Consider the following 21,669-nt stretch of genomic DNA (forward strand, 5'->3'; position numbering starts at 1 on the left):
ATTTTAATTAAGCAAATTAGGTTGTGTTCTCAAGATTTTTATCTTAAAATTAAGAGAGTAGAAAAAGAAGAAATAAAGATTATAGTGGTGCGAGTTAATGGATAACAATAAATTTGTTGAAGTGAAAAACCTGCGGAAAGTTTATGACAACGGTCATGAAGCGATAAAAAATGTTAGTTTTTCTGTTAAAAAGGGAGATTTGGTGTGTCTGTTAGGACCATCTGGATGTGGTAAAACAACTATTTTGAATATCTTGGCCGGTTTACTAAATCCCACAGAGGGAGATATTTTATTTAACGGTAAGTCGGTTGTCAAAGTAGCACCCAAGGACCGTCATATTGGCTACGTTTTTCAGAACTATGCCTTATATCCTCATATGACTGTTTTGCAAAACGTCATGTTTCCGCTAATTGTAGGAGCTAATAAAAAGTCAAAGGCGGAAGCCAAAAAGATTGCTACCAAATATATGGAGTTAACTCAAATTACTGAATTAGCTGACCAAAAACCTGGTAATTTATCTGGTGGTCAGCAACAACGTGTAGCAATTGCACGTGCCTTGGTACAAGAACCACAAATTTTATTGATGGACGAACCATTGAGCAATTTGGATGCCAGATTGCGCCTTAAAATTCGCGAGGAGATTCGTTCATTAGTTAAGTCTGTTGGTATTACCACCTTATTCGTAACTCATGATCAGGAAGAAGCTTTATCTATTGGAGATAAAATCATTCTGTTTAATGACGGTGTTATACAACAAGATGATTTAGGACAAAACTTTTATCTGGAACCTAATAATTATTTTGTAGCCAATTTTGTTGGTAATCCTGTAATTGATAACTTTAAAATAACTAAAACTGCAAATGAATTAAAGTCAAGCCAATTTACGATTAATCTTGCTGATCTGGAGCAGTCACGTTTTAAGCGTGAAATTCCAGACGGCGAGTATATCTTGTCTGTGCGACCCGAAAATATTGTGCCCGATCCTGATGGTCTGTTTGAGACCAAGGTCGACGATATTGAATTAATTGGACGTGAACGTATTTTGAAATTTACATTTGATGATCAGCAAGTCCGTTCACTAATTAATCTGGAGACTCCAATTAAGAGGGGCGATCAAATTAAACTCAAAATGCGATTTAATAGGGTATTTCTATTTACGCCTGAAGGAGAGCGAGTTTACTAATGAAGACTAATCAAAAGAAGGCTTGGCTTTTTTTAGCACCAACTATTATCTTTGTCACGTTATTTAGTATCTATCCCATTTTACGTGCTTTTGGGATGAGCTTTCAGAGTGGCTCGTTAATTGACCTGCGTTGGAACGGCTTTGGCAACTATCAGTATATTTTTAAAGACCCCGAGTTTTGGTTAGCGATTAAAAATACTGTGCTCTATGCCATTATTTCTGTACCTGTTGGTTTAGCTATTTCGATCATGCTGGCGTGGATTATTTTTGACAAAGTAAAACATAAATCATTCTTTGAAACTACGTTTTTTATGCCTTATGTCACCTCGACAATTGCCATTGGTATAGTTTTTCGTTATATCTTTAACGGTGATTACGGTATGTTAAACTTCGTGCTCCGGTGTCTGCATTTACCAGCTCCCGACTGGATTGATGATCCGGCAATGTCTTTAACGACCATCATTATCTTTGGTATTTGGTCATCTTTAGCATTTAATATCGTCATATTAATGGGCGCGTTGCGTAATATTGATCCTAATTTTTACACCATAGCAGATATGTTTGGTGCCAATGGTCGTGATAAGTTTTGGCGGATTACCATGCCCGAGCTTGTTCCTACTATAGCTTTTCTGTTAACAATGAACGTTATTGGAGCCTTTAAGATTTATACTTCTGTCTATGCTCTCTTTAACGGTCAGGCCGGAGTAGGTAATTCGGGAACGACTGCAGTGTTCTATATTTACAATAAGTTCCAAATTGTCGGTACTCCCGGTGTTGCTATGGCGGCAACAGTAGTCTTATTCCTGATAATTCTGTTTGCAACATTCCTGCAACGCAAGATGATGAAGAAGATAGGAGAATATTAAATGAAACGAATTCGCATTGGGGTTTTATTCAGTTACATTATTTTGTTTATCTTTGCCATCATTACCGTTTTTCCTTTTATTTATATGATTTTGGGCGGCTTAATGAGTTTTCAAGAAACGACTTCGATTCCGCCAACATTAATTCCACACCATTTTGAATGGTCCAACTATGCCAAAGTTTTTGCTCGTGCCCCATTTGGGCGCTACTTTTTTAACACGGTTTTAACAGCCAGCGTGACCACGATTGTTAGTTTGTTTAACTCTTTGCTGGGCGCTTTTGCCATGGTGAACCTGCGTTTTAAAGGTAAAGGCTTAATTCAATTAGTACTGTTGTCTTTATTGATGGTGCCAGGTGAAGCAATTATTTTCACCAACTACAACACAATTGCTCATATGGGTTTACTTAACACTTATGTAGGATTGGTTTTACCATTCTTGACTTCCATTTTCTACATGTACTACTTGCAGAGTTATTTTGGTTCAATTTCAGATACGATATATAAAGCGGCCATGATTGACGGTGCCAGCGACTGGGATTACATTTGGAAAATTTTAGTGCCAATGTCAAAAGGTGGTTTGTTTACTGTCGGTTTACTTAGTTTTATTTCTGGCTGGAATTCATTTCTCTGGCCATTGCTGGTCACCAATGAAGATACGATGCGTCTTCTTAATAACGGTTTGTCAGCCTTTGCTTCTGACGCCGGTAGTGAGACGCAACTGCAATTAGCTGCTGCAACTTTAACTGTTTTACCAATTTTAATTTTGTATTTAATCTTTAGAAAACAGATCATTAAGGGGGTAGTGCGTAATGACCTTAAAGGCTAAAACTACCATCACTTTTTACAACGGCTTAAATACCATTGGCGGGCCAATGATTGAAGTGGCTTATGACAAATCTCATGTCTTGTTTGACTTAGGTGAGGTCTATAGACCGGAATTAAATTTGCCTGATGAAAAATACCAGACTTTAGTTGATAACCACTTGATTGGGGATGTACCTAACTTTTATGATCCTGAGCTAACTGGTAAGCCGATTGATCATGAACATTGGGAACACGCGGCTGCTTATATATCGCACCTTCATCTGGATCACAGCAAAGCTCTGAATTTTTTGGCACCAGAAATACCTTTATATGCTGGACCACTAACCGCTAAGATGTTGCCGGCTTTGAACGAAAAAGGGGACTTTCTGCTCCCAGCTGCTAAGCATGAGCCGAGCTATACTCGTCCGATTATTGCAGCTCAATATCAAAAGCCAATAGCAGTAGGTGATATTATGATGACTGTTTGGCCTAGTGATCATGACGCCTATGGCGCGACTGGACTTATTGTTAAGACACCTCATTTAGCAATTGCTTATACCGGTGACATCCGCTTACATGGTTATCATCCTGATTGGGTCAAAGAATTTTTGACAGCTGCAAAAGAATGTGACGTTTTGATCACTGAGGCAACCGGCTTTTCCTGGCCGGAAGAAAAGCATGACGAAAATAGTGAAGAATTCACCGGTCCTAAAAATGAGGATGAGTTAACCGCAAAATTTGTCCAGTTGCAAAAAGATAATCCTAACCGGCAAATCACTTTCAATACTTATCCGACCAATGTAGAACGGTTACTGCGGGTCATTTCTGATTCACCGCGCCGAGTTGTTTTACATGCCGCAAGAGCTCACTTGCTCAAGGAAAGTTTAAATAAGGACTTGCCATATTACTACTTGCCAGGGGAGCAAAAATTCGCTGATTTGAAACCAGAATTGGCTGTTCAATACGAAGAACTGCTAAATGATGATCACGAATTCCTCTGGCAAGCAGTTGCTGATTTTGAGCATTTGCAAAAGGGTGGCTTGTATATTCATTCTAATGCTGAGCCATTAGGGGATTTTGATCCTGCTTATCAGCCATTTTTGCAAAAGTTTGAGAAGCAAAATATTGAAGTTCAGATGTTGCGTTGTTCTGGTCACGCTGACGAAAAAGAACTAAGACAAATTATTGATTTGGTTCAACCACCAACACTAATTCCTGTGCACACATTGCATCCGGAGCTGGTAGAGAACCCTTATGGTAAAAGGATTTTACCAAAGCGCAATCAAACAGTTACGCTTTGATTAATCATAAAAATGTTGTTTAGTTTTTATATTTGGGAGGTTTTAACCAAATGAAGTTTAGTAAAAAGTTGGCCGCTGCGTTTGCTATTGGCTTAACTCTTGTTGGTACTGCAGCTTGTTCAAATGGCGGAAGCAATTCTAATTCTTCCTCATCTTCAAGTTCAGAAAAAATTGCTAAAGTCAAAAAGACAACTAACATTGTCTTTTGGCATGGTATGACAGGTGTGCAACAAGCTACATTAAAGAAATTGACACAGGAATTTGAAAATAAAAATCCTAAGATCAAGGTTAAGTTGGAGAATCAAGGCGCTTATAACGACTTACAAGCTAAAATTAATTCAACTTTGCAGTCGCCTAACAACCTGCCAACCATTACTCAGGCATATCCTGACTGGCTCTTTAATGCTGCCAACAAAAATATGCTGGTTGATTTAAAGCCATACATTAATAGTAAAGAAGTTGGTTGGGGCAGTAGCGAAGCTTCTAATATCAAGAGTGCACTTCTTGATGGTGCTAAGATTAATGGTAAACAATATGGTATTCCTTTCAACAAGTCAATCGAAGTTTTGACCTATAATGCAGATTTGCTTAAGAAATATGGTATTAAAAAAGCCCCAGCTACTATGGATGAGTTGAAGAAAGACTCACAAATCATCTACAAAAAGAGTAATCATAAAGTCGTTGGTGCTGGTTTTGATTCATTATCAAACTACTACACTTTAGGAATGAAGAATGAAGGCGTTGACTTCTCAAGTAAAATTGACTTTGCTGGCGACACTTCAAAGAAAGTTATTAATTTTTATGCAGATGGTATTAAGGCTGGCTACTTCAGAGTAGCAGGTTCAGAACATTATCTATCTGGACCTTTTGCTAACCAGAAGGTAGCAATGTACATTGGTACTTCTGCTGGAGAAGGCTTTGTTAAGCAAGGTGTAGGCAACAAGTTTACTTATGACGTTGCACCTCGTCCTGGTAAATACACTATGTCGCAAGGAACTGATATTTACATGTTTAAGCATGCCTCAGCTGACCAAAAGTCTGCCGCATTTACCTACATCAAGTTTTTAACTTCAAAAGCAAGTCAACTTACATGGGCTAATGCTACTGGTTACATTCCAGTCAATCAAGCTGCTGCTGATTCAGCTGAATACAAGAATTCCAAGAAACTTAAATTGCCGGCTAAACTTGAAGATGCAATGGCTAACCTATACAGTGTGCCAATTATCAAAAATGCTGGTGCCGCATATGGCAATTTGAACCCAGTTATGCAAAATATCTTAGCTGCTGCTCAAAAGAAGCAAAATGTTGATAACGCTATTAAAGCAGGTAAAGCAAAATTTGATGCTGCTTGGAAGCAATAAAAACTAAATAGCAATTTTTATTTTTGAGCTTGTCTTTTAGGACAAGCTCATTTTTTGTTCGCGATAAAAATAATTGTAATTGCTTAACAAATGTTCGTAATGTAATGAACTATATCATTAAATAAGGCTAAATATACAAATAAAGACGAATTTTTTTGGTTAATTTATTGTAATTAATCTATAACTGCTATACAATTAGTGAGAATTAATGCTCACAGTATCACTAGTGAACACGTAAAAATATTCTGGAGGAAAAAATAAAATTATGAATTTCGGTAAAAAGCTGGCGGCTCTGGCAGTCGCGGGCTTGGCTTTAGTTGGAACTGCTGCTTGTTCAAATAACAGTAATTCATCGTCATCAAGTTCAAGCAAAATTCCCAAAGTAACTAAGAAAACTACAGTTGTTTTTTGGCACGGGATGCAGGGAGCTCAGGAGAAAACTTTAAAAAGTTTGGCCCAGGATTTTGAAAACAAAAATCCTAAAATTAAAATTAAGCTAGAACAACAAGGTGATTATGATAATCTGCAATCAAAAATTACTTCAACTTTACAATCACCTAAGAATTTGCCGACTATCACTCAAGCTTACCCTGGTTGGCTTGAAAGTGCAGCCAAAAATAAGATGCTGGTAGACCTTAAACCATACATTGATAATAAAGATGTAGGTTGGGGCAGTGTTGCCGCATCAGGTATTAAACAGGACATGCTGAATGGTGCACAAATCAAAGGCACCCAATATGGTATTCCGTTTAACAAGTCAATTGAAGTTTTAATATATAACCCCAAGATGTTTAAGCAATATGGAATTTCCAAAGTACCTACAACTATGAGTGAGGTTAAAGATGCAGCTAAAACTATTTATCAAAAGAGCAATCATCAGGTAGTTGGTGCTGGTTTTGATGATTTGGATAACTACTACGTTTTAGGTATGAAAAATCAAGGCGAGAATTTCTCCAGCAAAATTGATTTTACCGGTACTAAATCCAGGAAGTTGCTTAATTACTTTATAAATGGAGAAAAGGCGGGCTACTTCAGAATGCCTGGTTCAGATAAATATCTTTATATCCCGTTTACCAATCAAAAATTGGCTATGTTTGTGACCTCTTCTTCAACAGAGACCTGGATTAAACAGGCGGCTAAAAAAGGCTTCACTTATGAAGTTGCAGCTCGTCCAAGTAAGTACACGATGTCGCAAGGGACCGATATTTATATGTTCAGCCACGCCAGTGCTATGCAAAAGGCAGCTGCTTTCAAATTTATGAAATACTTGTCTTCTAAAGACGGACAGATTAAATGGGCTAAGGAAACTGGTTATATTCCAGTTAATGAAACAGCTACTAAATCTGACGACTATAAGGCAAACAAGGACTTTAAGCTGCCGGCAAAATTAGAGGATATTCTCAATTCCAATTCACTCTACAGTGTTCCTGTAATCAAGGATTCCAGTGCAACATATAGTCAACTGACTCCTATTATGCAATCAATTTTGTCAGCTGCTCAAAAGAACCGTAACGTGGAAAAAGCTATTACGACAGGTAAAAACAAGTTTGATGCAGCTTGGAAACAATAGTAAAGTGATAAAATATTAAAAAAACAGGCCTTAGCCTGTTTTTTTATTTGTCGTTTTTCACTTGAATGGTAAGATAATAATGGCGTAAGAGAGCTGGTAGTAATACCAACTAAATATAGCGGCCAGGGGTGAAAAAGTGATTAGAGAGCAAAAGTTTCCGGTGGAAACCAATTATAAATGGTACGACATCAGTAATTTGAGTGAAGAGGACAGTAACAAGCTGCAAGTAGATTTTAATTTCACTCCTGATATGATTACATATATTTCAGACAGACATGAACGACCGCACTATGACTATGATACGCACACGCACATTAATTTGCTTGTTTATGATGTACCTATTTGGCCTACTAAAGCGATTAAGCATTTTACAGCACATCCTGTGACTTTTTTAATATCGGGTCAGAACATCTTTACTTTCCATACGCAATCAACCAGCTATGTCTTTGATGAATTTAACGACACTGCAACAAGACGAGAATTATCACTTGCACAAGATGTCACGGAATTATTAATGAAGTTTTTGTTGTATTTATCACAGTATTTTCAACGGGCGGTTACGCAGCTTGACACTGAACGCAATAGTTTGGACCAAAAGCTGTCTGGTGATATTAATAATAAAGATTTAGTAGAGTTATCCAATATTGAAAAAAGTCTGGTGTATTTATCTAGTTCAATTCAGACTAATTTAATGATGTTACACAGTTTAAAAATGTCTAAATTAGATTTTACTAAGCCTGGTCGTGAGCGCTTAGATGATGTCTTGATTGAATCGAATCAGTCAGCAGAAATGGTGAAAATTTCGCAGCAGGTTACGCAAACTTTATCAGCAACTTCCAATAATATGATGAACAATAACCTGAATGATACTATGAAGTTCTTAACGGTTTGGTCCTTGGTTCTAACTGTTCCCACTATCTTAACTGGTTTTTACGGTATGAATGTCAGTCTTCCAGTTGGTCATAGTTCCTCTGACTGGATTGCAATTATCCTGATCACAATTTTTCTGATGGTCTGGCTAATTGTATTAATGAAACGACATCATTTCTTTTAAACTGAGGCATTTATATGAAAAACAAAGTTTTAGTAGGCTCATTAATTTCGGCTTTAATTGCTTTTATGCTATATTCTGCTAACCTCAAAAGAGTGGAGAATAGCAGTTTAAAAATTGTTGGTGAAAAGCAAGAACAGGTTGTGAGAAATAAAAAGGGACAAAAGTCAGTTCGTGAACCCAAAGTTGCTAACGTTGAATATCCAAATCATATTAAAATTGCCTCTGGTAGTGAGAAAAAATGGGCAGAAAGTATTGCCCAGGCAATGGGAAAAGAGCAGAGTTATCAAGTCTGCGTGCAAGATCTTACTAATAATAAATTTGCCCGTGTTTCTAATACCAGTCAACATCATGGGGTAAATTCTATTAGCCGTTTATTTTTGCTGATTGCAATGACTTATCAAGAGCAACATGGTAAGTCCATTGCCAATAAAGCCATCAAAATAAAAAAAGCTGACCGCGCTAAAGGAGAAAAACTCTTGCAAAAGGGAATTGCTTACAATGCGTCTTATTTAAAACAATTAATGATGCAAGGTGACCAAACAGCGGCTAATGCTCTTCTTCGTACTGTTAAACCCCAAAAGGTAAATGCAGTTATTAAAAAAACTGGTGTTAAGGATACAGTAATAAAAAATAAATTTTCTAAATCACCTGCAGCTTTAACTACTGCCAACGATTTAAACAAAATCATGGTGAGTCTTTACCATGATCAAGTTTTAAGCAGACAATACTCCAATCAGGTTTTGGGTACGTTAAGCGCTGCTAAAATTAAGCCCAAGATTGTCCGTGATCATAAAGGCCTGATATATGCCATCGGTGACAGTAAAGCAAACGTAGCGCTGGTCCAATCTAAAGGTAATGCCTACTGCGTTAGTGTGTGGAGTAGTAATGATCATAATTTTGTTAAGTTAGGTAAAGTAGTTAATAGCTTTTTTAAATAACAATATTAATGCGAGCTTTACTAATTCTTTAACTTTTAAGTCCCGTTAACTAAAGGTTTTGGGGCTTTTTTTGTTTTTTTAAATAATTTACACCTTGTAGATTGTATTCTTCACGTTGTAGTGCTATATTATTCACTATGCTGTCAAAAGGAGGGGTGAAAATGATTAAAAAAAGAAGCCTTGATTTAGATAAGGTGATTGCGAAGGCGACGGAGCTGATTGGACGAAAAGGACTTTCCGCGACCACTCTGCCGAACCTAGCTAAGGAGTTAGGCGTGCGTTCGCAGTCACTCTATCACTATGTTTCAGGCCGAAAGCAATTGTTGTCGCTTGTAGGTGCAAGCAGAATTAAAATTTTAGGTAAAAAATTAGTTGATAATTTGATTGGAATTTCAGGTGAAGAGGCTTTACTTAAATTTGCCGACATCGTCCGTGACTTTATTCTGGACGATCCCGCCTTAATTAGTATTCTTTATCACTTGAACGAATACAAAAAAGACGATGCTATTACTCAAGAAATTTTAAAGATAATAGCTTTGGCTGACAAACTAAATTTAAAAAGTGACAGCACGGTTTCGCTCCATTCCTTAATTGGAGCAGTATTAGGATACGTTTTTTTAGATGTGTCTGATTCTTTTACAGAAGAAACTAGTGAAGAGGCTGACCAGGGTTATCATGAACTAATTATTCAATTGGTTCAGCCTAAGAAATTATTGCAAAAAAATAGAAAGGAAAATCAGAGTGCATAAACTAGTAAAAAATCATATTTTCTCGTTAATTGCATGGATTTTAATTTTAATTATTTCTGTTGTGGCTTTGCCGGACGTTACAGGGTTAACCCGTGAGCACTCAAATATTTCCTTACCGTCAGATGTTCAAAGTGAAGTTGCAAAGTCAATTCAAAATGACTGGGGTCCTAAGCAAAAAGACACCTATCAAATTGCCGTGGTCTTTAATAAGCAAAAAGGCAAATTGACATCTGATGATAAGGATGCCATTAATGAAACTATTGCTAAGCTGAAAGATAATCAAGGTCATTACGGTATTAAAATGGTCTTAGGTCCTGATGATAATATTGCGACTAAGAAAAAACTGCAATCAAAGGATAATACCACATGGATAATGCAGTTAAATGTTGCTAAAAAGCACGGACCTATTAATGATGTTGAATCGCAGCTAACTAAAGCAGTTAAAACAGCTGGTATTAGAACTTATGTCACTGGTGCAGATGTTTTACAAAATGCTTTTTCAAATGCAATTCAAGAAGGGATCAAGAAAACAGAGGTAATAACTGTTATCTTTATTTTCATCGTGTTAGTAATTGTCTTCAGGTCACCAATTGTGCCTTTGATCTCATTACTAACGGTTGGCGTTTCCTTTATTACATCATTTGCGATCGTTACTAACCTAGTTAAATACCAGAACTTCCCGTTTTCTAACTTTACACAGGTCTTTATGATTATTGTGTTGTTCGGAATTGGTACAGACTATAACATTCTCTTGTATGATAAATTTAAAGAAGATCTGGGTAAAGGGATGAATCGCTACGAAGCGATGAACAGTGCCTTAAAGGTTGCTGGCAAAACAATTCTTTATTCTGGTTCTTCCATTTTAATTGGCTTCTCAGCTCTTAGCTTAGCTAACTTTTCAATTTATCAATCAGCTGTGGGTGTTGCAGTCGGCGTTGCTGTTTTATTAATAGTACTTTTGACACTCAACCCGTTCTTCATGGCTGTTTTGGGAGAAAAAATGTTCTGGCCGGTGAAGAAATTTACTGGTGAACATGAAGATAAATTATGGCATGGTATTTCAAAAGGTACACTTGCCCACCCGATTATTTATTTAATTGTGTTAGCTGTGGTCGTACTTCCTTTTGGTCTGATGTATACCGGTCACTTGAATTATGATGACACGGATGAGATTGATAACAGCGTGCCTGCTAAAGCAGGGATGCTCGTTGTTGAAGACCACTTTTCAAAGGGAATGGCCGAACCATCAACTCTTTATATTAAGAGTGATCATAAACTTGATAATGAGGCTGACTTACGTCTAATTGATCAATTAACTAGACAGCTCCAAGCATCAGGCGATGTAGCTTTTGTTACTTCTGTTACCCAACCTTATGGTGAAAGCATTGATCAACTTTACGTTAAGAATCAATTAGATACTGTCAATCAGGGAGTTGATCAGGCACGTGCCGGTTTAGGCAAATTGAGCAGTGCAAGTAAGAAGCTTACCGCGGGTGCAAGTAAATTAGCTGATGGTACTAGTCAACTGCAAAGCGGAACTGGCAAGTTAGCTGACGGTGCCAGTCAATTACAAAGCGGAACTGGCAGACTGCAAAATGGTGCCAGTCAACTGCAAAATGGTACTGGTCAATTGCAAGGTGGTGCAAGTCGCTTGCAAAATGGTACACAGCAAATGACTAGTGGCTTAAACCAATTAAATTCTCAGCTTAAAAGTGGTAGTGCTGGTATTGCAAGTGCCCAGAAAAATACCAAAGCTGCTTTAGAAAAGAGTTATAAGGCTAATTTGGCCAAAAGTATTGGCAGTATTCCAGGCCTGACCCAGCAGCAAAAGATGGCGGCAATGCAGGCCGCAGGAGCTGCTCTTGAAAAATCTTGGGCAGAAGCCTCAGCCTCAATGCCAGATGTATCTGGTCAAATGGGTCAGCTTCAGTCCGGTGTCGGCAGATTAGCTACCGCTTCTGGCCAGTTAAACAATGGGGCCGCTACTTTGAACGGTGGCATTGGCCAACTTAATTCCAGTGCAGGTCAGTTAACTTCAGGGATTGGCCAGCTTAATTCCAGTACAGGTCAACTGAGCTCCGGTATTGGACAATTGAATTCTAGCGTTGGCCAACTGAACTCTGGTGCTGGTAAGTTAGCTTCAAGCACACCTAAAATTACAAATGGTGTGGACCAAGTAAATAACGGACTTGGTCAAGGAGCAGCTTATCTTAATGGGTTAGCAAGTTCTTCAGCTGCAGATACTTTCTATATTCCACAAGAATTTATTAAAAATGATACTTTCCAAACTTCGATTAAGAATTATTTGAGTCCTGACAAGAAGTCAGCCATGTTGATGATTGTTTTCAAGTCAAATCCAAGTAGTCTTAAAGCAACTAAGAAGGCGCAGGATCTAAGTCTAATGGCTAAAAAGTCTTTTGCAGGTACTCGTCTTAAGAATGCAACAGTAGCTATGGGTGGCGAAAGTTCTAACATTGCTGACATTAAAGACATTGCCAATAGAGACTTTATTAGAACTGCTGCCATAATGCTGATTGGAATTGGTATTGCCCTGATTTTTGTAACTCGTTCGCTTTTGCAACCTGTTTACATCTTAGGTACGCTTTTAATTGCTTACTTCTGCTCTTTGTCAATTACAGAGTGGGTAGTTAAAGCTACTTTAGGGAAAACCATGCTTACTTGGAACACGCCATTCTTCGGCTTTATTATGTTAATTGCCTTGGGTGTTGATTACAGTATCTTCTTAATGACACGTTATCGTGAACTTGAAGGCGGCAGCCCGAGTCAAAGGATGCTTAAAGCGTGTGGAATAATTGGAACAGTTGTAGTTTCAGCTGCTATTATTTTAGGTGGTACTTTTGCTGCGTTAATTCCTTCAGGAATTCCGACTCTGATTGAAGTTGCGCTAGCGGTGATTATTGGTTTGCTAATTTTAGTATTTATTATGCCGATTACTTTGTCAGCTGCTGTTAAACTGACTTATGAAGGTGTTCATTGGCACAAAAATAAACGTGCTAAAAACTAATTGCAATTAATTAAGAGGTTGAAATTTTCATTTAGAGGACTTCAACCTTTTTTGATACACTTTTTAGCGGGTTTACAAAAGCTGATTAGTTATAGTATAATGTTTTTTAATAAAATTTTAAGTAGAAAGCATGGAATACTGGAATGTCAAGACAAGTAAATAATCAATAAGCTCTAGTTGCAGTTTTAAAGCAATAACCACTTCTTTAACTCAACGTAGAGCAATTCACTTTAACAGGAAAATAATTTAGCAACTTAATATTGCAACTTATTTTATGAATTACGTGTACACATTGAGGTCTTATAGTGGAATTAATTAAAATAGATTATTTACAAATTGGCGTAGCAGCTTCTACACTGCTGACGGTCTCAAATTTGAGCATCAATTCTGGGCAAAAAATTGGTTTGATTGGTAACAATGGTGCTGGTAAAACCACATTAATGCGAATCCTTGCTCAAGAAAAATTAACAGATATGTTTACAATTAAAGGTGAAATTACTAGAAACTGTAATTTTGCTTATGTCCCGCAACTACTTGATGCCGGTGATAAGAGTGGCGGTCAAAGAGAAAAATTGGTTCTCAGAGAAGCAATTGCTAAGTTAAAAAATATGCCTAACGGCTTACTACTTTTGGATGAACCTACTTCTAATTTGGATATTGAAGAGCAACAATGGCTAATAAAGTTATTAAGTAAAAGCAGAATTGCCTGCTTAATTATCAGCCATGACCAGAACTTTTTAAATAGCGTCTGTGATTCAGTTTGGTATATTCAAAATAAAGAAATCAAAAATTTTTCAGGGACTTATGAGGAGTTTTGCTGTTTTCGCCAAGATGAGCAAAAACGAGCTGAAACCAGATATGAACAAAAGAAAAAGCATATTGAACAGTTAAAGAAAAGTTATAATCAGTATGTCAATAAGGCTAGGACTTTTTCTCATAATAAAAAAGGACTTTCTTCATCTGATTGGCGTTCAAAGTCGCTGGGCAAGCAAAAAGCTGCAAATAATGTTATCAGAGCTAGTAAAAGTCTCGCTAACCGTATCAATAAGGAAAAAGGAGAACTAAAAAAGCCGCAAGTTTATCATGCAATTACCCTGAAAAATGGCAATAGCGCAATAACTGACCTCTCTATTTCTTCTAAAAGCAAAGCATTACGGCTAGAGAAGCAACCAGTTAATGCTTATGGACAAAAGCTCTTTACCATTGAGCAACAAGTTAACCTCGATTATATGGCGAAAGTAGTTTTAACTGGACAAAATGGGGTTGGTAAATCTGTTTTTCTGGAAAAAATCAAGAACAAACAGTTGGCTGGTTTTTATAATCCTAAAATTAAAATAGGGTATTTTAACCAAAACATTATGACAAGCCAAACTGATGAAAGTTTATTTGATTCTCTTTTTGCTACCAGTATGTTTGATCATAGTTCAACTATGCAAGTTTTGGGCGATTTGCATTTACGTCAGTATGGCGAGCATAAAATAAGTGATCTTAGTGGCGGTCAGCTCGTCTGTTTCAACCTAGCTAAAATAATTACTGGTCAATATAATTTATTGCTGCTCGATGAACCGACTAATTTTTTAGATATTGCATCGATTAATGCACTGGCTGAATTTGTTATTGCCTATCCATTTGCTATGATACTGGTATCACATGATCAGGCGTTTATTAAACAACTCAAAGTTAAAAAATGGCAAATCAAAAACGGACGTTTAATAACTTCCGCAGCACAGAAAAAGAAGCCTGCAAGTAGCAATAATAATGAATTAGAATTGCTCAAATTTAAATTGGATCGCTTAATGCTTGATTCGCAGGCTTCAATTGCTCAGATAAAGCAGGTTAAAGAACAAATTCAAAAATTACAGTAAAAAAATATTGTATTAAAATAACGATAAAGACGTTTTCCTTATCGCTATTTTTGTTTTATGATTAACTTATTATAATTATTGATTAAAGGAAGTTTCTTATGACTACTTGTCCAAACTGTGGTCGTCCCGTTACTGATGCGGATGTTACCTGTCCTAATTGTCACTTTGATTTACAAAAATATCGTGAAACTTTTTTCACAGACCAGCACGAAAAAGCTCATTTTGAAGATGAAAAAACCGCTAAAAAAATTGCCAGTCGTAAAGTCTACCGGCAAGAATTTTATCCAGAAAAACAAAATTCAGTTATTGAGCGCATGCTGCAATGGATTCATGTTAACAGCATGATTGTTTTTCTGTTGGGAATTGCACTATTAATTATCATGAGTTTTTCCCGTAGTTTTGGCTGGATTTGCTTTTTTGCGCTGCTCGTTTGGCTCTACTTTGTTTGTAGTCGTGCAGAAAAGATAGAGCGCTATACTGTGGATCTACGGCTAACAGAAAAAGTAAATCAACTCGGGTCTAATATGTTTAATAATGTGGCGGAGTCGAAAGAAAAAGTTAAAGCGAAAAGCAGATTGGCCCAGAAAGGTAGCAGACATAAAGAAAACATTCAGGTAAACAAGCATTTTACCTTTGTCCAGCTTTTAGTCGTTTTACTAGCAGTTATAAACTTAATAGTTTTATTTACCGGGTCTGGTGCATCTGTCTTAGATATGACTTACGGTCAAAAAATGTCAATTACACGAGTCACTTTCGGACTTGCTGGCAGACTTTTTTCTTCCAATGCCACATTACTTTCTGGAGTTGTGCTTTGTGTAATTTGGCTAGTCATGGTTCTGATTCCATTATTTATTATATACAATACTTTGAGGGATACTAAAAAGAATAGGACAATTGCATTTATCCTTTCTCTAATTGAAACTGTTTTTCTCATTTACCTTATTTATAGAATGTCTAACAGTACACTATCAAACCGGGGAATTTTGCATAGCATCACTAGTCAACTACTCTTATATGCGGTATCAATCGGTGCGTCAACATATTTCTTGATTTTAGCCAGCGTAATGACGACGGGGCTAACAGGATACAATCTTTTACGCCACCGTTAAAGAGTGACAACTAAAAAGCTGATGAATTAACGTTTAATATAAACGCTACTCATCAGTTTTTTTAATTTATGCTCTTATACTGATTATTTTGTCGGCATAGAAATTACTAAGTGCTGGTTGACAAAAGCCATCAAACCTAAGTCACTAAGTTCACGACCATAGCCTGATTTCTTGACACCACCGAATGGTAACTCACCAGAACTGATCCATGTGCCGTTGATTACTGTCATACCAGTTTCAATTTGTGCAGCTACATTTTGTGCACGTTTAATGTCGGAACTGATAACGGAGGAACCTAGACCATAACTGGAATCGTTAGCTAAAGCAATAGCAGCATCTTCATCTTCTACTTCGTAAATGATAGCAACTGGACCAAAGAACTCTTGGTCAAATGCAGGATTGTCACGGTCAACATTGGTTAGAATAGTTGGACGGAAGAAGGCACCATCTGAATCAATTTCAGGATATTGGTAGAACACTTTTGCTCCTGCTGCAATAGCGCCATCTACTTGTTTAGTCAGTTTTTCCTTAGCAGCTTGTGAATTCATTGGTGGCAAGGTAGTAGCTGGATCAAGCGGATCTCCTGCTTTTAAGCTAGAAAAGACCTTCTTTAATTCTTGCAATGTTTCTTCATAACGCGACTTAACAACAATAATCCGTTTGGAAGAAGTACATACCTGTCCGTCGTTATAGGTTCTGGCTGAACTAAGAGCCTGCTTCAAAACTGCAGGATCAGCATCGTCAAGAATGATGAAGGCATCGTTACCTCCAAGTTCCATAGTCGATTTCTTTAGATTTTTGCCAGCATTTTCTGCAACAGAAGAGCCACCACGTTCTGAACCTGTTAGAGCTACTCCTTGAATTCTTGGATCAGCAATCATTTGGTCAAGTTGATCATAACTTGGATACATATTAATCAGACTGCCTTCGGGTGCTCCAGCCTGTTTAATGATTTTAGCAATCAAAGCTGCAGAGCCAGGAACATTATGGGCATGTTTCAGAATGATAGGATTACCAACAATAAAGTTAGGTGCAAATACTCTGATAACTTGATAAAGTGGGAAATTCCAAGGCTCACATGCCATTACAACGCCAGTAGCTTGCTTTAGGTAATATGCATCACCTAATTGAGAATCAATTGGTTCAGGTTTTAACAATTCAGGACCCTTATCAGCAAAGTAATCACAAATAGAGGCGCAAAGATCAACTTCACCTTCAGATTCGCCAATCATTTTACCCATTTCACGGGTCATGATTTCAGCCATTTCTTTTTTATGCTCGCGTAAACCATCTGCAACTTTGTGCAATGTTGCTGTTCGAGTTTCAGGCTCTTCATGACGCCATTTTTGGTAAAGTGCGTTAGTTAAATTTAGTGCATCTTCTATTTGTTCAGCTGTCGGGTTGTCGTAGCTGGCAAAATTTTCATTAGTGTAAGGATTAATAGATTGATATTTAGCCATAATGTTATCTCCTTAAAAATATTTGTAGGATAAGCTTATCAAAAATATAAAACGTTTTCATCAATTATTATATCACATACAGAATATTTTACTAATAATTAGTAAGTAAATAATAAAAAATTATTTTATTGCCTGCAGAAGATAGTTTAGTGAACATTCTAAATATTGATTAGCATAAGACATCGCGTGTTTGGTGCCAGATATTATTTTTAAGTCAACTGCGTGATTATTTTGTGCTAAATAGTTAATAAAATCGAGTAAGTATGAAATAGGTGATAGCTCATCCGCAGAATTAATCATTAATAACTGGTGTAAATTAGTGTAATCATAAGATTTAGCATCCATCTTTTTTAATGTTTCTTCATTTTCCGAGCCTGCATAAGCCAAAGTGAAATATTTATAAAAAGCATTATTGATATCATGTAAATCAGATAAGCCCAGTTCTTTGCGTCCATCAATTGTAGGGGTTACATCTTGATGGTCTTCCATCCAAGCTGAATAACTAACAGGAGCCGACCAAGTCACAGTAGGGAAGCCATATTTACCTGCAATATTAAGTGCCATTGTGCCACCGCTGCTGGCGCCAATTTGGGTAATGTTGAGCTTTTTATTATTTACAAAGTTAGTTTTTAACAACCATTCAACAAAGTTAATGCTATCTTGGTGTGCAAGCGGAAAAAGATGTTGTGGTGCAAGGGAATAATTAGGTGCAAAAACTGTAAAGCCTCGGTCAGCAATTTTACTGCATAAGTCTTTGAAGCTGCTTTTGTCTCCCCGAAACCAGCCTCCTCCATGCCAAAACAACAATATATCATTCGAATTACTGTTATCTGGTTGGTAAATATCTGTTTGCAATTTTCTTTGTTTATCATAAGTAACGTCAGTGATAATTTGGGTCATTAAGTTTTCCTCCAAAAATTATATTGTTAGTATCTATTATACTTTAACTGAAAGCTGTATTTGCTTTAAAACTAGCTTCCTTTTATTTTTATAAGCGAAATATTTAAATTATTTAAATATTAGTATTTAATGAATTAAAAACTAATCACGCTGCATATTTTTTGGTAAAATGAGGCTTAACATTGGAGGTAAGTTATGCATCTGTCTGCTAAAGCTAGTCGAAGATTAATCAATATTCTGACTATTGTCAGTGGGATTATCATTATTCTTTTGTGTATTTATTGGTACAAAATAGGAATATTTACTAGTCAAGCTAAAATGAAAGCATATTTGGCTAATAAGAGAATAATCGGACCAATTATTTTTGTTTTAATCCAAATAATTCAAGTAGTTATTCCTATTATTCCTGGTGGAGTCTCACTTCTGGGCGGAGTTATCTTCTTTGGACCAATAGCCGGCTTTATTTATAACTATGTCGGAATCTGTGTTGGCTCGATTATTAACTTCTTTTTAGCGCGTTTTTATGGCAGACCGTTTATTCTCCATATCGTTTCTGAAAAAACTCTTGATAAATATATGAAGTGGACCAAAAATCAGCGTAAATTTAACTGGTTTTTTGCGGTCTGTATTGTTGCACCAATGGCACCAGATGATGTTCTCTGTCTTTTAGCTGGTTTAACTGATATGAAGTTCTGGACTTATTTTTGGATAATTATATTGGGTAAGCCCTGGACTATTCTTGCTTATAGCTTCGCACTTGATTTTGGCATGGACTGGTTGCTCAAACTGGTTGGCCACTAATGGTCAGTCGCATTTATTTACGGCCGTTTAATCTAGCCGATGCGTCAACTTTACTTAAATGGGGCCAAGATGAATATTATCAGCGTCTAGCCGGCTTTGGTCATTATCAAAATTTAGCAGAAGCTAAAGTTGCTGCAGGACAGTATGCTGCCAGAAAATATAGTTATGGCATTTGTTTGAAAAATTCACGGCAGTTAATTGGTTTAGTTGAACTATATAATAGGGGGACTAACGAAGAAGAACTGCTGCACACTAAAGAAGTTGGTTTCTTGCTTGATAAAGACTTTTCCGGTCACGGGTATATGACGGAATCTTTAAAAATACTTTTTGATTATGCATTCAAAAAGCTTGATCAGTCGGAAATCTGGGCCGGAACTTACCAAAATAATGCCCGCTCACAGAATTTACTTGCTCGGTTAGGCTTTAAGCTGATTTATTCGGTGGATATGAGTAGAGTAAGTAGTCTTTTTAAATATCAAGAAAAATTTTTCCTGTTAAAAAAATCAGAATGGTTTGATATTGAACAAAAGTTTAAATTTTAAAAGCAACATTTTTACTAAAATAAATCTAAAAAACATTAAAACTTATTTGCTAAAAAATGCATAATAGCTTAAAATAATATCCAAACACGGAATCCTAAGACTGATTAAGAGAGTTCGCATAGTGGTGCAAGCGAATAGAGGTCGTTTCCAGATTCCATTTATGTGGGTAATTAATAGTTACACGGCACGCGGCATCGTTATCGCCGACTCTTAATGAAGTGCAGCTAAATTTAGCTGAAACTGGGTGGTACCGCGAAGCCATGTATGAGCCAATTCGTCCCAATTTGATGGGATGAGTTGGCTTTTTTTGTGGAGGTAAAAAGATGCTGGATATTAAGGTGATTCGTGAGAATCTTGATTGGGCCAAAGATAAACTTGGTAGACGTGGCGTTAAGCCGGAAGAATTGGATGAATTAGTCAAAATTGACGCTGACCGGCGTGAAGAGTTGAACCGCAGCGAGCAGTTAAAAGCGGAACGTAATACTGTTTCAAAAGAAATTGCTGAAATAAAAAGGAATAAAGAAGATGCTTCTGCTGCAGTTCAAAAAATGCGTGAAGTTGGACAGGAAATTAAGGAACTTGATGATAAGGTTGCCAAATTAACTGAAAAGCAAAATTATATTTTGTTGAGACTGCCTAACTTTCCCGATGATTCTGACCCAATCGGACCTGATGAAAGTTATAATGAAGAAGTTCGTAAATGGCATGAGCCAACTAAATTAGACTTTAAGCCTAAAGCACACTGGGACATCGGTACAGATTTAGATATCTTGGATTGGGACAGAGGTGCTAAAGTTTCAGGTGCCCGTTTTGTCTATTATAAGGGTGCCGGTGCTTTACTCGAACGCGCTGTTTTTAACTTCTTCCTTGATGAAAACACTAAGGAAGGATATACCGAAATAATTCCGCCATATTTAGTTAATGATGAATCAATGCAAGGTACAGGACAATTCCCTAAGTTCCGCGAAGATGTTTATACCATTGTTGATAATGATAATCCAGACAAGCCAAGGGACCTAACTTTGATTCCAACTGCTGAAGTACCTCTTGTTAATTACTTCCGTGATGAAATTATTCATGGTGATAAATTGCCGATCAATGTTACAGCATTGTCTCCAGCATTTAGAAGCGAAGCTGGTTCAGCTGGTCGTGATACTCGTGGTTTAATTAGAATGCATGAGTTTAGAAAAGTCGAAATGGTAAAAATTTGTAAGCAGGAAGATTCATGGGATGAATTAGAAAAGCTGACTCATAACGCTGAACACTTACTGCAAAAACTAGATTTACCATATCATGTAGTTGCTTTATCTACTGGGGATGCCAGTTTTACTAGTGCCAAAACTTATGATTTGGAAGTCTGGATGCCAGCACAAGATAAATATCGTGAAATTTCCAGTTGCTCGAACTGTACTGACTTCCAGGCTCGTCGTGCACAAATTCGTTACCGCGATGAAGGTGGCAAATTGCATTTAGCACATACTCTTAATGGCTCAGGTTTGGCTGTTGGTAGAACTGTTGCCGCAATTTTAGAAAACTATCAAAATGAAGATGGCACAGTTACTGTACCAGAAGTTTTGGTTCCTTATATGAACGGAATGACAAAAATTACTAAAGAAGAAACTCTAATTTAGAGAAACAATTATTTTTTGCGTGAGTTTAATAAACTTGCGCTTTTTTTGGGAAAATTTTTTTGCTGCAATACTTGAAAAAATGATCAAATTACGAATAATTAGTAAATTGGTCTAGTCATAAAAGCGAAAAATTGCAGTATCAGATATTAGACAAAACTAATTTGATTACTAATTTACTTAAATAACGAACAAAATGATTGAGTTGACGAATTAAGATAAAAAGAGTAAGGTATTACTTGTGTTTGAGCGAGTTACGACAAGTAACGAGTTCAAAACAAAATCAAGCAAAAGCAGTTGACAAAAGTCAGATGTTTTAGTAAGATAATAAACGCTGTCCGGTAAGACGGCAAAACGAGTCAGAAAAAAGTGCTTGACAAAAGCGCTTGAATCTGGCAAAATAAAAAAGCTGCTTTAGAGCAGCAGGTAGTACCTTGAAAACTGAACAATGTTTTCGCAAAAATGTGCGGGTTATCAAGAACCCAAAACAAAAGAGCGAAGTCAATTTCGCAAG

The 21,669-nt window shown here is 36.9% G+C and carries 18 protein-coding genes; 15 read left to right on the forward strand and 3 right to left on the reverse strand.

Annotated features, from left to right (window positions below; all coding sequences use genetic code 11):
- Positions 1-97: 97 nt before the first annotated feature.
- The 12 genes from AAA915_RS04535 to AAA915_RS04590 all read left to right on the forward strand — a co-directional run bounded on the left by AAA915_RS04535 (position 98) and on the right by AAA915_RS04590 (position 15,824).
- A complete protein-coding gene (locus AAA915_RS04535) occupies positions 98-1,183 on the forward strand; it encodes an ABC transporter ATP-binding protein (protein ID WP_338200207.1) in 1,086 nt (361 codons plus the stop codon).
- Positions 1,183-2,049: a carbohydrate ABC transporter permease gene (locus AAA915_RS04540; protein ID WP_338200209.1), complete on the forward strand. Its 867-nt coding sequence runs from the start codon at positions 1,183-1,185 to the stop codon at positions 2,047-2,049. Before AAA915_RS04535 ends, AAA915_RS04540 begins: the two co-directional genes overlap by 1 nt.
- Positions 2,050-2,874: a carbohydrate ABC transporter permease gene (locus AAA915_RS04545; protein WP_174794921.1), complete on the forward strand. Its 825-nt coding sequence runs from the start codon at positions 2,050-2,052 to the stop codon at positions 2,872-2,874.
- Complete coding sequence (locus tag AAA915_RS04550; RefSeq protein ID WP_338200212.1) at positions 2,858-4,153, forward strand: MBL fold metallo-hydrolase; 1,296 nt, start codon at positions 2,858-2,860, stop codon at positions 4,151-4,153. The genes AAA915_RS04545 and AAA915_RS04550 overlap by 17 nt, the downstream gene beginning before the upstream one ends.
- Before the next feature lie 50 nt (positions 4,154-4,203).
- Positions 4,204-5,514 (forward strand): extracellular solute-binding protein, encoded by a 1,311-nt coding sequence (locus AAA915_RS04555; RefSeq protein WP_338200214.1) that lies wholly within the window; start codon positions 4,204-4,206, stop codon positions 5,512-5,514.
- 265 nt (positions 5,515-5,779) lie between these two features.
- Positions 5,780-7,084 (forward strand): extracellular solute-binding protein, encoded by a 1,305-nt coding sequence (locus AAA915_RS04560; RefSeq protein WP_338200216.1) that lies wholly within the window; start codon positions 5,780-5,782, stop codon positions 7,082-7,084.
- A gap of 136 nt (positions 7,085-7,220) precedes the next feature.
- Positions 7,221-8,138 (forward strand): magnesium transporter CorA family protein, encoded by a 918-nt coding sequence (locus tag AAA915_RS04565; RefSeq protein ID WP_338200218.1) that lies wholly within the window; start codon positions 7,221-7,223, stop codon positions 8,136-8,138.
- Between the two features lie 14 nt (positions 8,139-8,152).
- Positions 8,153-9,076 carry a serine hydrolase gene (locus tag AAA915_RS04570; RefSeq protein WP_338200220.1) on the forward strand — a complete coding sequence of 308 codons (924 nt, stop codon included), beginning with the start codon at positions 8,153-8,155 and terminating at the stop codon, positions 9,074-9,076.
- A gap of 161 nt (positions 9,077-9,237) precedes the next feature.
- Entirely contained in the window at positions 9,238-9,825 is a 588-nt protein-coding gene (locus AAA915_RS04575) for a TetR/AcrR family transcriptional regulator (RefSeq protein ID WP_338200222.1), read from the forward strand.
- On the forward strand, positions 9,818-12,850 hold the full coding sequence (locus AAA915_RS04580) for an MMPL family transporter (protein WP_338200224.1): 3,033 nt from the start codon (positions 9,818-9,820) through the stop codon (positions 12,848-12,850). The genes AAA915_RS04575 and AAA915_RS04580 overlap by 8 nt, the downstream gene beginning before the upstream one ends.
- A 305-nt stretch (positions 12,851-13,155) precedes the next feature.
- Entirely contained in the window at positions 13,156-14,715 is a 1,560-nt protein-coding gene (locus tag AAA915_RS04585; RefSeq protein ID WP_338200226.1) for an ATP-binding cassette domain-containing protein, read from the forward strand.
- 98 nt (positions 14,716-14,813) lie between these two features.
- Positions 14,814-15,824: a zinc ribbon domain-containing protein gene (locus tag AAA915_RS04590; RefSeq protein ID WP_338200228.1), complete on the forward strand. Its 1,011-nt coding sequence runs from the start codon at positions 14,814-14,816 to the stop codon at positions 15,822-15,824.
- Positions 15,825-15,907: 83 nt separating this feature from the next.
- Here the strand turns inward: AAA915_RS04590 and AAA915_RS04595 are convergent, their stop codons facing one another.
- Both AAA915_RS04595 and AAA915_RS04600 read right to left on the reverse strand, forming a co-directional pair.
- Positions 15,908-17,284 carry an NAD-dependent succinate-semialdehyde dehydrogenase gene (locus AAA915_RS04595; protein ID WP_338200230.1) on the reverse strand — a complete coding sequence of 459 codons (1,377 nt, stop codon included), beginning with the start codon at positions 17,282-17,284 and terminating at the stop codon, positions 15,908-15,910.
- Positions 17,285-17,404: 120 nt separating this feature from the next.
- Positions 17,405-18,184 (reverse strand): alpha/beta hydrolase fold domain-containing protein, encoded by a 780-nt coding sequence (locus tag AAA915_RS04600; RefSeq protein WP_338200231.1) that lies wholly within the window; start codon positions 18,182-18,184, stop codon positions 17,405-17,407.
- 195 nt (positions 18,185-18,379) lie between these two features.
- Here AAA915_RS04600 and AAA915_RS04605 point away from each other — a divergent pair, with 195 nt between their 5' ends.
- On the forward strand, positions 18,380-18,985 hold the full coding sequence (locus tag AAA915_RS04605; protein ID WP_338200233.1) for a TVP38/TMEM64 family protein: 606 nt from the start codon (positions 18,380-18,382) through the stop codon (positions 18,983-18,985).
- Positions 18,985-19,527: a GNAT family N-acetyltransferase gene (locus tag AAA915_RS04610; RefSeq protein ID WP_338200235.1), complete on the forward strand. Its 543-nt coding sequence runs from the start codon at positions 18,985-18,987 to the stop codon at positions 19,525-19,527. Before AAA915_RS04605 ends, AAA915_RS04610 begins: the two co-directional genes overlap by 1 nt.
- 94 nt (positions 19,528-19,621) lie before the next feature.
- Here AAA915_RS04610 and AAA915_RS04615 read toward each other — a convergent pair whose 3' ends face one another.
- Positions 19,622-19,789 carry a hypothetical protein gene (locus AAA915_RS04615; RefSeq protein WP_338200237.1) on the reverse strand — a complete coding sequence of 56 codons (168 nt, stop codon included), beginning with the start codon at positions 19,787-19,789 and terminating at the stop codon, positions 19,622-19,624.
- 61 nt (positions 19,790-19,850) lie between these two features.
- On the opposite strand from AAA915_RS04615, the gene serS reads away from it, so the two are divergent.
- Entirely contained in the window at positions 19,851-21,158 is a 1,308-nt protein-coding gene (serS, locus tag AAA915_RS04620; RefSeq protein WP_338200239.1) for a serine--tRNA ligase, read from the forward strand.
- Positions 21,159-21,669: the final 511 nt, after the last annotated feature.

Source organism: Lactobacillus rizhaonensis, from assembly GCF_036246345.1.
Lineage (GTDB): Bacteria > Bacillota > Bacilli > Lactobacillales > Lactobacillaceae > Lactobacillus > Lactobacillus rizhaonensis.

Excerpts from the sequence above, each read along its gene's own strand:
- AAA915_RS04535 (WP_338200207.1), top strand. The coding sequence starts at position 98 with ATGGATAACAATAAATTTGTTGAAGTGAAAAACCTGCGGAAAGTTTAT.
- AAA915_RS04540 (WP_338200209.1), top strand. The coding sequence starts at position 1,183 with ATGAAGACTAATCAAAAGAAGGCTTGGCTTTTTTTAGCACCAACTATT.
- AAA915_RS04545 (WP_174794921.1), top strand. The coding sequence starts at position 2,050 with ATGAAACGAATTCGCATTGGGGTTTTATTCAGTTACATTATTTTGTTT.
- AAA915_RS04550 (WP_338200212.1), top strand. The coding sequence starts at position 2,858 with ATGACCTTAAAGGCTAAAACTACCATCACTTTTTACAACGGCTTAAAT.
- AAA915_RS04555 (WP_338200214.1), top strand. The coding sequence starts at position 4,204 with ATGAAGTTTAGTAAAAAGTTGGCCGCTGCGTTTGCTATTGGCTTAACT.
- AAA915_RS04560 (WP_338200216.1), top strand. The coding sequence starts at position 5,780 with ATGAATTTCGGTAAAAAGCTGGCGGCTCTGGCAGTCGCGGGCTTGGCT.
- AAA915_RS04570 (WP_338200220.1), top strand. The coding sequence starts at position 8,153 with ATGAAAAACAAAGTTTTAGTAGGCTCATTAATTTCGGCTTTAATTGCT.
- AAA915_RS04575 (WP_338200222.1), top strand. The coding sequence starts at position 9,238 with ATGATTAAAAAAAGAAGCCTTGATTTAGATAAGGTGATTGCGAAGGCG.
- AAA915_RS04590 (WP_338200228.1), top strand. The coding sequence starts at position 14,814 with ATGACTACTTGTCCAAACTGTGGTCGTCCCGTTACTGATGCGGATGTT.
- AAA915_RS04595 (WP_338200230.1), bottom strand. The coding sequence starts at position 17,284 with ATGGCTAAATATCAATCTATTAATCCTTACACTAATGAAAATTTTGCC.
- AAA915_RS04600 (WP_338200231.1), bottom strand. The coding sequence starts at position 18,184 with ATGACCCAAATTATCACTGACGTTACTTATGATAAACAAAGAAAATTG.
- AAA915_RS04605 (WP_338200233.1), top strand. The coding sequence starts at position 18,380 with ATGCATCTGTCTGCTAAAGCTAGTCGAAGATTAATCAATATTCTGACT.
- AAA915_RS04610 (WP_338200235.1), top strand. The coding sequence starts at position 18,985 with ATGGTCAGTCGCATTTATTTACGGCCGTTTAATCTAGCCGATGCGTCA.
- AAA915_RS04615 (WP_338200237.1), bottom strand. The coding sequence starts at position 19,789 with ATGGCTTCGCGGTACCACCCAGTTTCAGCTAAATTTAGCTGCACTTCA.
- serS (WP_338200239.1), top strand. The coding sequence starts at position 19,851 with ATGCTGGATATTAAGGTGATTCGTGAGAATCTTGATTGGGCCAAAGAT.